The 12,314-nt window shown below is 65.9% G+C and carries 13 protein-coding genes; 8 read left to right on the top strand and 5 right to left on the bottom strand.

What is annotated here, in order from left to right; genetic code table 11:
- Position 1: 1 nt before the first annotated feature.
- On the top strand, positions 2-301 hold the full coding sequence (locus AABF56_RS16770; protein WP_272806815.1) for a putative quinol monooxygenase: 300 nt from the start codon (positions 2-4) through the stop codon (positions 299-301).
- Between the two features lie 525 nt (positions 302-826).
- On the opposite strand, the gene rhaM is transcribed toward AABF56_RS16770, so the two are convergent.
- From rhaM to AABF56_RS16745, 5 genes are all read right to left on the bottom strand, one after another.
- On the bottom strand, positions 827-1,144 hold the full coding sequence (gene rhaM, locus AABF56_RS16765; RefSeq protein ID WP_272806814.1) for an L-rhamnose mutarotase: 318 nt from the start codon (positions 1,142-1,144) through the stop codon (positions 827-829).
- A gap of 11 nt (positions 1,145-1,155) precedes the next feature.
- Positions 1,156-2,160, bottom strand: a complete 1,005-nt coding sequence (locus AABF56_RS16760; RefSeq protein ID WP_272806813.1) for an ABC transporter permease — start codon at positions 2,158-2,160, stop codon at positions 1,156-1,158.
- Positions 2,161-2,279: 119 nt separating this feature from the next.
- Positions 2,280-3,800 carry a sugar ABC transporter ATP-binding protein gene (locus AABF56_RS16755; RefSeq protein ID WP_272806812.1) on the bottom strand — a complete coding sequence of 507 codons (1,521 nt, stop codon included), beginning with the start codon at positions 3,798-3,800 and terminating at the stop codon, positions 2,280-2,282.
- Positions 3,801-3,854: 54 nt separating this feature from the next.
- Positions 3,855-5,039: a sugar ABC transporter substrate-binding protein gene (locus AABF56_RS16750; protein ID WP_272806811.1), complete on the bottom strand. Its 1,185-nt coding sequence runs from the start codon at positions 5,037-5,039 to the stop codon at positions 3,855-3,857.
- Between the two features lie 70 nt (positions 5,040-5,109).
- On the bottom strand, positions 5,110-6,228 hold the full coding sequence (locus tag AABF56_RS16745; RefSeq protein WP_272806810.1) for a mandelate racemase/muconate lactonizing enzyme family protein: 1,119 nt from the start codon (positions 6,226-6,228) through the stop codon (positions 5,110-5,112).
- 168 nt (positions 6,229-6,396) lie between these two features.
- Here AABF56_RS16745 and AABF56_RS16740 point away from each other — a divergent pair, with 168 nt between their 5' ends.
- The 7 genes from AABF56_RS16740 to AABF56_RS16710 are packed head-to-tail and all read left to right on the top strand — an operon-like array spanning position 6,397 to position 12,309.
- Complete coding sequence (locus AABF56_RS16740) at positions 6,397-7,125, top strand: FadR/GntR family transcriptional regulator (RefSeq protein ID WP_272806809.1); 729 nt, start codon at positions 6,397-6,399, stop codon at positions 7,123-7,125.
- Positions 7,122-7,898: an acetoacetate decarboxylase gene (locus AABF56_RS16735; RefSeq protein WP_272806808.1), complete on the top strand. Its 777-nt coding sequence runs from the start codon at positions 7,122-7,124 to the stop codon at positions 7,896-7,898. Before AABF56_RS16740 ends, AABF56_RS16735 begins: the two co-directional genes overlap by 4 nt.
- Positions 7,899-7,900: 2 nt before the next feature.
- A complete protein-coding gene (locus AABF56_RS16730; RefSeq protein ID WP_272806807.1) occupies positions 7,901-8,872 on the top strand; it encodes a C-terminal binding protein in 972 nt (323 codons plus the stop codon).
- A gap of 14 nt (positions 8,873-8,886) precedes the next feature.
- Positions 8,887-9,933 carry a Gfo/Idh/MocA family protein gene (locus AABF56_RS16725; RefSeq protein ID WP_272806806.1) on the top strand — a complete coding sequence of 349 codons (1,047 nt, stop codon included), beginning with the start codon at positions 8,887-8,889 and terminating at the stop codon, positions 9,931-9,933.
- A gap of 2 nt (positions 9,934-9,935) precedes the next feature.
- A complete protein-coding gene (locus tag AABF56_RS16720) occupies positions 9,936-10,754 on the top strand; it encodes a sugar phosphate isomerase/epimerase family protein (RefSeq protein ID WP_272806805.1) in 819 nt (272 codons plus the stop codon).
- Positions 10,751-11,557 carry an SDR family NAD(P)-dependent oxidoreductase gene (locus AABF56_RS16715; RefSeq protein WP_244769717.1) on the top strand — a complete coding sequence of 269 codons (807 nt, stop codon included), beginning with the start codon at positions 10,751-10,753 and terminating at the stop codon, positions 11,555-11,557. The genes AABF56_RS16720 and AABF56_RS16715 overlap by 4 nt, the downstream gene beginning before the upstream one ends.
- Positions 11,554-12,309: an SDR family NAD(P)-dependent oxidoreductase gene (locus AABF56_RS16710; RefSeq protein ID WP_272806804.1), complete on the top strand. Its 756-nt coding sequence runs from the start codon at positions 11,554-11,556 to the stop codon at positions 12,307-12,309. Before AABF56_RS16715 ends, AABF56_RS16710 begins: the two co-directional genes overlap by 4 nt.
- The last annotated feature ends 5 nt before the right edge of the window (positions 12,310-12,314 follow it).

The raw sequence follows: 12,314 nt of genomic DNA, 5'->3' as shown, positions 1-12,314 counted from the left end.
GATGACCGTCACCGTCGTCGCCACGATTGTAGCCCGCCCCGAGATGCGCGAAGAGTTGTATCATCTGCTCGCCGCACAGGTGGCGCCGACGCGTGCCGAGGTGGGTTGCCTCAACTACGACTTCCACGTGGACGCAACCGATCCCTGCATCTTCGTGTTCTACGAGAATTGGAGAAGTGAGGCGGACTTGGGTGCTCACATGGCAATGCTGCATCTCAAGCCGTTGCTCGAGCAGGCTGAGCGGCTGGTCGCAAAGCCGATAGAGGTGCGCCGCTTGATAATGATCAGCAAAGAAGTTTGATTCATACAATTCCTGACAGGATATCGGTTCGTATTCCTTCAACGCTAATAAGACTCTACAAGCCTCTGTGCATTCAGGCCCCCGCAACCAAACAAAGCCCCGCCGTAACACGACGGGGCTTTTTTGCGTTCCGGCCCTCTCCCGTCAACCGCTAACCCGACAGCGCTTCCTCCCACCCCGAACATCCCAAAACATTGCAACGGGAAGGCAGGCGTGGCCTTGTTGCGTTCTCAACTCCAGGTTTGCGCGAGCGGGCAGGCCTCAGGTTACAGGGCTTGAGCTGAATGTCTCTTGCAACATCTCACGGTCTAGCGAAGGCGAGGCATCGGCCATCGTCGCGGAAAAATTGATGGGGACGCGTTTGGCCTGCCGGCCCTCATCGGCGATTGATTGTCCCGTGCATGCGAGGCCGTGTCGGCGCGGATGAGACGGGCGGCGCGGCGACCGTTCTGTTGAAAGTGCTTCGTCGTTTGCCCGCGGCCCGGCTTCCTTCCAAATCCGTATCCGCCGGCGTCTCGGCGGGTTCTACGCCATATGGAAGACCGGTTTGAGTGGCACGACATGCGGCTCGCCGCGGTCGTTGTACTGCATGATATCGGCCATGAAATCCCACCAGCGGCGGTTCACGTCCGTTTGCGGCAGCGCGTCCATGCTATGGTCGTCCGCCCGCACCAGCGTTGCGAAGAGGTGGTTTGTCTCCTCGTCCAGCCAGATCGAGTAGTCGGACACGCCGGCGTCGCGTAGGGCCTGGCTCAGCTCCGGCCAGATCTCGTCGTGGCGCTTCTTGTATTCGGCCGCCTGGCCGGGGTTGAGGATCATTCGGAAGGCGATGCGTTCGGGCATGACGGTTCCTTTCAAATCTGCGAGCGGATGCGGAGCTGGTCGAGGCCGACGGCGAGCAGCAGGACGGCGCCCTTGGTGACGTCCTGCCAGAAGCTCGAGACGTTGAGCAGGGTGAGGCCGTTGTTCAGCGTGCCGAGGATGAGCACGGCGAGCAGCGTGCCCCAGACCGAGCCGCGGCCGCCGAAGAGGCTGGTGCCGCCGAGGATGATGGCCGCGATGACGGTGAGCAGGTGCTTGCCGACGGCATCCGGGGCGGCGGCGCCGAGCATTGCGGCGACGACGATGCCGGCGAGCGCGCCGGAGACGCCGGAAAGGATGTAAAGCTTGATCTGCGTTCGATCGACCGGGATGCCCAGCATGCGGCTGGCGTCGGGATTGCCGCCGGAGGCGTAGATGTAGCGCCCGAAGGGCGTGAAGGCCATGACCCACCAGATGGCCGCGAAGAAGACCAGCATCAGGATCAGCGGCACCGGCACGCTGAGGATGCGGCCGGAGCCGATCCAGTTGAAGCCGGGGATGGCCAGCGGCTGGGTGAGGCCGCCGGTCAGCACCAGCGACAGGCCGGTGATGATGCTCATCGAGCCGAGCGTCACGATGAAGGGATTGAGCCTGAGACCGTTGGTCAGCATGCCGTTGCCCCCGCCGATCGCGCCGCCGGCGAGGATGGCGATGGCGCAGGCAAGCCAGATGTCGATGCCGGCGGCATAACACAGCGAGACGATGACGCCTGAAATCCCGGCCACCGCGGCGACGGAAAGGTCCAGTCCCCCGGCGATGATCAGCGGCGTGCCGGCCGCCGCCATCAGGCCGACGAAGGCCATGTTCGAACCGATGGACAGGAGGTTCTTGAAGGTCAGGAAGAAGGGCGAGAGGATGGTGAAGACCACCAGCAGCAGGAGGTAGATGACGAGCAGCATCGCCGTGCCCGCCCAGGACTTGCCGAGCAGGCTGCGCCCGGCCTCGGGCTTCGGTGCTTCGCTCTGGCTACCCACGGTCTTGGCCGTTTCCTCGGACATGGAATCCTCTTTCCTGACTTGGAGCATTTCCGGCGAGGCGGATCGCCCGAAAATGCTCTATCTCTTTGTTTTCACACAATCCCGACCGCAAACTCTCGCGGCCTCATGATGGAATTGCCCTAGATGGCTTCAGCGGCGGCCGGTTTGGAGGCGGCGTTCATCAGCATCGCGGCCGAGACCGGCGCCTCATAGGTCGCGGCGACGCGGCCGCCGTCCAGCACGACCGACCGGTCGGCGAGGCCCGCGACCTCCTCCGCATCCGAGGAGATCAGCAGGATGCCGAGGCCGTTATCGGCCATCTGGCGGATCTGCCGGTAGATTTCCGCCCGCGCGCCGACATCGACGCCGCGGGTCGGCTCTTCCAGGATCAGCGCCTTGAGGTCGCCGATCAGCCAGCGCGCGAGGCACACCTTCTGCTGGTTGCCGCCGGAGAGACTGCCGATCGCCTGTTCGGCGCCGCGCGCGCGGATGGCGAAACGCCGGATCCAGTCGTCGGCGGTGGCCGTTTCCGTCTTGCGCTGGACGACGAGCCCCTTAGTGAAAAGCGGCAGGTTGCAGACCGACATGTTCTCGCGCAGGCTCAGCATGGAGATGATGCCTTCCTGCTTGCGCTCGGCGGCGACCAGCCCGAGGCCGGCGGCAACGCCCGCCTCGGCATTGCGGATCGCATAGGGCCGGCCGTCGACGGTCGTGCGGGCGGCTCTTGCCTTGGGTACGGCGCCGAACAGGGCACGGCCGGCCATCTCGACGCCGGAGCCGATCAGCCCGTGCATGCCGGTGATCTGTCCCTTGCGGATGGTGAAGTCGACACCGTGCAGCCAACCGTCCACCGTCAGGCCTTCGACGGTGACGACGTCGGATGCGACGCCGGTCGAACGGGCAAAATCCGGATAGAGGTTTCCAACCCGGTTGCCGACGATCGCTTCCAGCACAGCATCGACATCGGTCTTCTTCGTCTCGAACCGGCCGGCATTGCGCCCGTCGCGCAGGACGACGATCTCATCGGAGATCTCGAAGACCTCCTTGAGGTAATGGGAGATGTAGACGACCGAGATCCCCTCTGCCTGGAGGCGGCGGACACATTGGAAGAGCATCTTCACCTCGGCGTCGGCGAGCGAGGCGGTGGGCTCGTCCATGATCAGCATCCGGGCGTTGCCGGCCATGGCGCGGGCGATCTCGACGATGCGCTGGACATGGTGCGAGACCGTGCCCATGCGGGTCTTCGGCGAAAGCCAGTCGAGGCCCATGCGCACCAGAAGCTCGGCGGCGCGGGCTTCCACGGCAGCCTTGTCCACCGTGCGCAGCGGGCCGGAGCCCTTTGTCGGCAACGCACCGAGCATGATGTTCTCCGCCACCGTCAGGTCCGGAAAGATCGACAACTCCTGCGGCAGCAGGCGGATGCCGCCGGCGATGGCGTCTGCCGGTGCGCGAAAATCGGCCGGCCGGCCGTCGATGCGGATCTCGCCGGCATCGCGCGTGTAATTGCCCGACAGAATCTTCATCAGCGTCGACTTGCCGGCGCCGTTGGCCCCGAGCAGGGCAACGACCTTGCCCTCGTCGACCCGAAGGGAGACATCGGACAGCACGGCGACACGGCCGAACGACTTGCCAATGCCGGTCATCTCAACAAGGCCTGCCATCCATTCCTCCCATGCGCGAAAGGGCGCGCGAAAACCGCGCGCCCGGCTGCATCGTCACTTGCTCGGGATCAGCGTCTCGTAACCCTTGAGCGATTCCTGCCCCTTCAGCGAAGCGAGATGGGCTTCGAATTCCGCCTGCGGGAAGGCATAGTCGAAGCCCGGCTTCTCGCCGCACTTGTAGTCCTTGTAGTACTCGCAGACATTGGCCTTGGTGATCATGACATGATTGACCAGCACGGCCGGCGGCAGTTCCTTGCCGGCGAGGGCCGCCAGCGCGATCGGGATGAGATAGTTGCCGTAGCGCTCGGGGAAGTAGCCGGTGGCAGCGACCAGTTCCGGCTCCTCGGCCAGCGCCTGGGTCTCGTCCGCGCCGTTGCCGACGGCGATGACGTCGGCCTCGCGGCCGGCCTGCTTGACGGCGCGCAGCATGCCGATCGCGGACTGGTCATTGATGGCGTTGATCATGATCGGCACGCCATCCGGAATGCGGCCGAGCAGGTTGGTCATCTGGGTGAAGGATTCCTGCAGCGTGTTCTTGGTGTCGATGCGCAGCATCTGTTCCTTGGGGAAATCCGGCACTGCCGACAGGAAGCCGGCCTGCTGGCCTTCGGTGCGCATCGCCGGGATCGCGCCCGACTGCGGCAGCTCGCCGATGACGTAATAGCCCTGCTTGACCTTGTCGGCGCCGAATTTCGCGATGGCCGCCTGTCCGAGATAGGAGCCACCCATGAAGCCGGACTTCGGGTTGTTGGCGCCGAAGAAGGTCGCGCCTTCCATCGGAATGTCGATGGCCGCGACCTTCACATTGTCCTGGTTGAAGACGTTCATCACCGTCGGGCCGAAATTCACGTCCGTCTGGAACTCGATGACATAGTCCACATTGCGCTGGACGAAGGACTGCGCATTGGCGAGCGCGGTCGGGCCGTCGAGCCGGTTGTCGGCGATGGTCAGTTCGACGCCGGCCGCATCGGCATTGGCCTGGATGCCTTTTTCGACCACGACACCGAAGGTCATGTCGCGCTGCAGGTTGGCAAAGCCGATGACATATTTGGAGCCGTTGCGCGGCGGGGTGACGGCGGTCGCGTCCTTCACCATAGCCTGCAGCTGCTCTGCGGAGAGCATCGCGCCATCGAAGCTCACAGGGTCAAATCCGTGGAAGTCCTCCGCCGCGGCGGTGCCTGCAATCGTCAGTGCGAGCGCGGTGGCCGAGGCCAGAGCCGCCAAATTCCATTTCATCATGTTCTCCTCCCTGAAAATGCCGATGGTCAATTGCATTGGTAAACTTGTCAAGCAAGTTTACTTGTCTGGATCATATGGCAAGCCGGTTCAGCACCGCTTCGTTGATGGTGACGCCGAGCCCCGGGCCGGCGGGCGCGGACATCTCGCCGCCGGCATGCCAGATGGGCTCCTCCACGAGCTCGTTCTGGACGACGACCGGAAAGGGTTTCAGCTCGAACAGGCGCGCCGTGCGCGAGGCCAGCGACAAGTGAAGGCTGGCGGCCGTGAGAATGGCGGTGCTCCAGGCATGGGCGTTGATGGTAATGCCGTTTGCCGCGCAGAGTGCGTCGATCATGCGAAAGCCCGTCACGCCCTCGGCGCGCGCCGGGTCGACGCCGAGAACATCGACCGTGCCCGTCTCGATCAGCCGTCTGTAGCCGCTCACCGTCCATTCCCGCTCGCCCGTGCCGATCGGCACGTCGACCGCGGCCTTCAGCGCGCGATAGTCCTCGATGAAGGTGGGATAGAAGGGTTCCTCGATCCAGCCGATGTCACACTCGGCCATGCGCCTGACGGTGGCGACGGCGGTCGCCACGTCCCATTTCACGCCGTTGCCGGCGTCCACGATGATCTCGAAATCCTTGCCGACGGCCCTGCGCAGGGCGCTGATGAAGGCGACGTCGTTATCCGGATCGCGGCCGATGTTCGACAGGCCCTTCTTGGCGAAGCCGAGCTTGACGCCCTTGAATCCCTGCTGCTGGAAGCCGGCGATCTCGGCCACGCAGTCCTCGATGGTCGCCTTGTTGACATGGCTGGAGGCATAGGCGGGCAGGGACGTCCGGGCATTGTCCGCAAGCAGCGCATGGAGCGACTTGCCCTGGCGCTTGCCGTCGATATCCCAGAGTGCCATGTCGAGCGCGCTGTAGGCGAAGCAGGCGATACCACCCTCGCCATACCACCAGCAATGCGCCCGCATGCGTTCCCAGGCCCCGCGCACGTCGATCTCGCCGGCCTCGACGAGCAGATCGCCGAGCGCTGCGATGATCGTCGCCGTCGCCTTGCAGGCCTCCGGCCACATGGCGATGCCTTCGCCCCAGCCGACGACGCCATCCACCGTCTCGACGCGAACCAGCGTCGTCATGCGCCGGTTGGCGAAGTCGTTCGGATCGGAATAGGCGATCACATAGGGTCGTACATGGCGGATGCGCATGATGGTTCCTCACGCGCCGTGCGGTTCTGCTCCTCACCCGCCGACGCTGGCGATTGACTAACACTATCTCTGCCATTACGTCAATAAGTGGTAAGGCCACTTGGCCACTTGACAAGATTGGGGACAAGATGCGCAGATGGTCTCCGGGAAGCATCGGGAGGAAGCAGCGTGCAGGAACGGAGCCTTTCGGGCGTCGAACCGGTCAAGAAGGCCGGGCTCACGGAAATCCTCGTGTCGCGGATTCTCGGCCTGGTGACGGCGGGCAATCTCAAGGCGGGCGATCACCTGCCGTCCGAGCGCAGCCTGGCGGAATCCTTTCAGGTCAGCCGCCCGACGGTGCGCGAGGCGGTGCGGGCGCTCGCCGTCCTCGGGGTACTGGAAATCCGGCACGGCGGCGGCATCGTCGTTTCGCAGTTGAGCGCGGCCGATCTCCTGAAGCCGCTGACCTTCTTCCTGACCCTGCAGAACACCGAGGTGGACAAGCTCTACGAGGCGCGCGAACTGATCGAGGGCGACATCGCGGCCCGTGCAGCGGTCAATGCGAGCGCCGAAGATGTCGCCTTTCTCGAAAGGTTGATCGCGGCGCAGGAGGCTGCGACGGAGACGCCCGTGCAGTACCGCGAGGTCGATACGGCGTTCCACCGGCGGCTTGCGGAGCTTGCCGACAACGAATTCCTCGCCCGCACCGCCGAGAGCCTGAACATCCTCGGCCTCGAGTTCCGCAAGGTCGCATCCGAGACGGCCGGGGTCATCAGCGGGTCGATCGCGGATCACCGGGCGATCGTGCAGGCGCTCCGGGAAAAGAACGCGGAGGCCGCGCGCGCCGCGATGGCCGCCCATATGCGCAATGTCCTGCGCTCGACGCGGGAATCGATGAAAGCCGGAGGCCGGGTATGACCGAACGTCGCTGGGGGCTGACGAAGCCCACCGAAGCCGATATCGCGAGAGGCGGGTTCTCCACGCCGTGGGATGCGCCCTTCATTCCGCCGTTCCCCTTCCGGTTCCGCGATTGCGAGATCCTGACCGTCTTCTACCGCACGGATCCCGCTGCGGCCGCCTTCCTCGCCCCGCCGCCGGTCCGCGCGGCCGGCGATGTCGTGGCGATCCATCTCTACAAGATGAACGATACGGACTGGATCGGCCCCTACCATGAATGCAACGTGATGTTCGGTGCGGAGGTCGCCGGCCGGGCCGGGGCCTATTCGCCCTATCTCTTCCTGCATTCGGACGGCGGCGTGTCGCACGGGCGTGAAATCCACGGCCAGCCGAAGAAATATGCCAATCCCTCGCTGGAGTTCCGCGGCGATCTCATTGTCGGTACGGTCGAGCGCAACGGCATCGATGTCGTCACCGTGACGACGCCCTACAAGCAGCGCCAGGTCGATCCGGCCGAGATGCGCCGGCATTTCGATTTCGGCACCAACCTCAACCTCAAGGCGATCGACCATATCGACGGCCGGCCGGCGATCCGGCAGATCACCTCGCGCAAGCTGACGGACGTTGCCGTGCGCGAATGCTGGGTCGGACCGGCGACCGTCGAGCTTCGGCCCAACGCGCAGGCGCCGGTCTACCGCCTGCCGGTGGTCGAGCCGATCGAGGCGTTCTTCTGGAAGGCCGACTTCACGCTGGTGAGCGGCGAGGTCATCCACGATTACCTCACCAAGGCATGACCATGAACAAGCGCAAAGTCGTCGTCACCGATTACACGTTCCCGGCGCTCGCGCAGGAAGAGGCGGCGGCGATCGCCTCCGGCGCGGAGTTTTTCGCCTGTCAATGCCGTACGGCGGACGAGGTGGCCGAGGCGGTGCGCGGGGCGGATGTCGCCGTGGTGCAGTTCGCGCCGCTGACCGCGCGGGCGATCGAGGGATTGGCCAAGGGGGCGGCGGTCATTCGCTACGGCATCGGCTTCGACAATCTCGATATACCCGCCGCCAATGCGCGCGGCGTGCCGGCCGGCTACGTGCCGGACTATTGCATCGACGAGGTGGCCGATCACACCGTGGCGCTGATCCTCACGCAATTGCGCAAGGTCGTGCGGCTGGACGCCAGCATCCGCGCCGGCGAATGGGCGGCGGTGGCCGTGGCCAGGCCCCTTGCCGCCTATCGCGAGACGACGGTCGGCTTCCTTGGCTTCGGCCAGATCGCGCGGGCCGTCGCCGACCGGCTGCGCCCCTCCGGTTTCCGGTTCCTGGCGGCCGATCCCGTGCTGGATGCAGCAACCGCGAAGGACCTCGGCGTCGAGCTGGTCGATCCGGAAACCCTCGTGGAACGCGCCGACGTCCTGAGCCTGCATGCGCCCGGCACGCCGCAGACGACGAAGTTCGTCAATGCCGGGCGGCTGGCCCGCATGAAGCCCAATGCCTTCATCGTCAACACGGCGCGCGGCGTGCTGGTCGACGAGGCGGCGCTCGCCGAGGCGCTGAAGGCCGGCAGGATCGCCGGGGCGGCGCTCGATGTCTTCGAGATCGAGCCGCTGCCGCCGGAATCGCCCCTGCGGGATGCGCCGAACCTGATCCTGACGCCGCATGCGGCCTGGTATTCCGCGGCGGCAATCGAGGCGCTGCAGGGGCTCGTCGCCGACGATATCCGCGCCCATCTCGCCGGCCGGCCGCTGCGCCGGCCGGTGCCCGGCTCAAAGACGTGAGCGAGGAGGAGAAAATGCCCGACACGGTCAATATCGGCGTCATCGGGGCCGGCTGGTGGGCCACCCTCAGCCATATCCCGGCGCTGATCGCCAATCCGCATGTCGATATCGTCGCCATCAATCGCCCCGATGCGGACGGGCTCGAGACGGTTTCGAAAACCTTCGGCCTGCCGCACGCCTATCTCGACGCGCGCGACATGCTCGAGAAAGAAACGCTGCACGGCGTCGTCGTCGCCTCGCCGCATGTGCTGCATGCCGAACATGCGACGCTTGCGCTGGAGCGCGGGCTGAAGGTGCTGATCGAAAAGCCGATGGCCACGACCGCCGCCGATGCGCGCGCCCTCGTCGCGCTGGCAGAGGCCCGGGGCGGCGAGATCATCATGCCCTATGGCTGGAACTACAAGGCGATGACCGACGCTGCGCACCGGCTGATCCGCGAGGGCTGGGTCGGCGAGGTTCGCCATGTCGTCGCGCAGATGGCTTCCGCGCTCGCCGATCTCTTCGGCGGCGAACCGATGGTCGAGACGAAGGATCACCTGTTCCGCCCGCCGGCTTCGACCTGGGCCGATCCCAAACGCTCCGGCGGCTATGGCTGGGGCCAGCTGACGCACGGGCTGGGCGCGGTGTTCCGCCTGGTCGACCTCGCACCGGCCCGGGTCTTCGCGAAGACGGGGCTGTCGCCCGCCGGCGTCGATTTCTACGACGCCGCGGTGGTGGAGCTCGCCAACGGCGCGACCATGGTGCTGTCGGGCTCGGCCACCGTGCCGAAGGCGCGGAGTTTCCAGCTCGATATCCGCGTGTTCGGCACTGAGGGCATGCTGTTGTTCGATATCGAACGGGCGCGCGTCGAGGCCGTGCGCCATGATGGCAGGACCCATGTCGAGACGCTGGAGGCCGATGCCGGTGCTTATGAACAGGTCGAGCCGATCACCCGGCTGGTCGACCTGTGCCGGGGCCGGGATGTCGTCAATCCGGCCGATGGGGTGATCGGCGCGCGCGCGACGGCCGTGCTCGACGCAATGTACCGCTCCGCGAAATCCGGGCGGATGGAGGAGGTATGACGATGAAACTGAGCATCACGAGCTGGTCCTTCCCGCTGCTGACACTGGACGAGGTGGGCGCCGTTGCGCGCGCGATCGGCATGGAAGGCCTCGATATCGGCTATTTCTACCGCTCGGCCCTCGACAAGGCGCGCCTGCTGGCGGAGCCGGAGGCCTATGGCCGCGAGATCGCTGCAAGGCTGCCCTTGCCGGTGTCCAACCTCTATCATCTGTTCGGCTCCTCGCCGGCCGAGCGCAATCTCGCCCTGCCGGATCACCGTGCGGAGAACCTTGCCGATTTCCGCAAGGTGCTCGCCTTCTGCAAGGCGGCGGGGGCGCCGACCGTCTTCATCCTGCCGGGCATCATCAACGGCGCGCAGACGCGGGCGCAGGCGCTGAACGAAACGGTGGAATCGCTGAAACCCCTGATCGAGGCGGGGCAGGAGGCGGGCATCGACGTCTGCGTCGAGCCGCATGTGCATTCCTATCTGGAGACCCCGAGCCTGACCGCCGAGATGTGCACGCGCGTGCCGGGCGTCAAGCTGGCGCTCGATTACGCGCACTTTGCCGTCTCCGGCTACCGGCAGGAGGAGATCGACGTGCTGATCCCCTGGCTCGGCCACGCCCATCTGCGCCAGGCCCGGCCGGGCGCGCTGCAGGCCAAGATGGAGCAGGGAACGCTGAATTTCCCGGCCATGTTCGCCACGTTCAGGCAAAGCGGCTTTGCCGGCTACGTCGCCAGCGAATATGTCCATCAGGACTATTTCGACACGGTGCACGACGACGTGATGTCCGAGACGATCAAGATGCGCGACCTCTTCTTTGCCTGGAGAAAAGCATGAGCGGCAAGGCAGTCATCGTCACGGGCGGCGCCGGCGGCATCGGGCTTGCCGTCGCCACCCGGCTGAAGGCCGACGGTTTTGCCGTCGTCATCGCCGACCGCGATGCGGATGCGGCACGCCAAGCGGCAGCCGGCATCGGCGCGGACTGGCGCGTGCTCGATATCGCGGAGGAAGGCTCGGTCGTCGCCACGGTCGGCGAGGTGGCGCAGGCCCATGGCGGGCTGGCCGCCGTCATCAACAATGCCGGCGTGCACATGCAGAGCCTGGTGGTCGAGACGAAGGTCGAGGACTGGGACCGCATCCACACGGTCAATGCCCGCGGCACCTTCCTGATGTGCCGCGAGGCGGCGCGCGTGATGGGGCCGCAGGGCGAAGGCCAGATCGTCAACATCGTCACCCGGCTCGGCTACGGCAATCCGTTCTCCTCGGTCTACATGTCCTCGAAGAATGCGGTGGCGGCGCTGACGCAGTGCTTGGCGGTCGAGATGGCCGCGACCGGCGTGCGGGTGAACGCCGTCGCCCCCGGCCATGTCGGCGTCGGCACGGGCATGGAGGCGGCGTTCCGCAAGAAGGCGGAAAAGCTCGGCAAGGACTGGGATTCTTTCGAAAAGCAGGTGATCGGCTCCATTCCGCTCGGGCGCTGGTGCAAGCCGGAGGACGTGGCCGGCGCGGTTTCGTGGCTGCTCGGCCCTGATGCGGACTTCGTCACCGGCGAGGTGATTTCCATTACCGGCGGCTTCCAGGCTTATGGCATTTCGCCGGATCGCCAGACCGTGCTCAACGCCATCGAGGCTGCATCATGACCATTGATCTTGCAGGCAGAACGGCGATCGTCACCGGCGCGCGCCACGGTCTCGGCGCTGCGACGGCGATCGCCCTGGCCGGGGCCGGTGCGCACGTCGCGGTCTGCGGCCGGCGCGCCGGCGATTGCGTCGCGGTCGTGCAGGCGATCGAGGAGGCCGGCGGACGGGCGCTGGATGCGGCGCTCGATGTCGCCGATCTCGCCAATGTCAAAAGCCGGGTGGCGGAGATTGCCGACCGGCTCGGCGGTCTCGATGTCGTCGTCAACAATGCCGCGACGATCGAGCCGATGTCGCCGGTCGCGGCGCTCGACGCGGAAAAATTCGATCTGGCGATGCGGGTGAACGTGTCGGGTGCCGCCGCCGTCGTGACGGCCGCCTGGCCGCGCCTTGCCGGGCATGGGCGGATCGTCAATCTCCTGTCCGGTGCCGCGGTGCGGCCGCTGCATGGCTGGGCGGCCTATTGTTCCGGCAAGGCGGCGCTCTTGATGCTGACGCGTGCCATCGACGCCGAAGGCAAGGCCGAGGGCATCCGCTGCTTCGGCATCGCTCCCGGCCTGGTCGACACGGCGATGCAGGCGAGCATCCGTGCTGCCGGTATCAACGAGGTCTCCAGCATTCCGCAGGAGAAGCTCTCCGATCCCAAGGTCGCGGCAAAAGCGATCGCCTGGCTCGCCTCCGGGGCGGGCGACGATTATGCCGGGGCCATGGTGGATGTGCGCGACACGGACTTCATGGCGAAGGTCAACGGATAAGAGGG

Origin of the sequence: Shinella sp. WSC3-e (assembly GCF_945994535.1) — a bacterium.
GTDB classification, from domain to species: domain Bacteria; phylum Pseudomonadota; class Alphaproteobacteria; order Rhizobiales; family Rhizobiaceae; genus Shinella; species Shinella yambaruensis.
The sequence above is the reverse complement of the archived record's forward strand: the minus strand, read 5'-3'. Positions and strand labels throughout refer to the sequence as shown.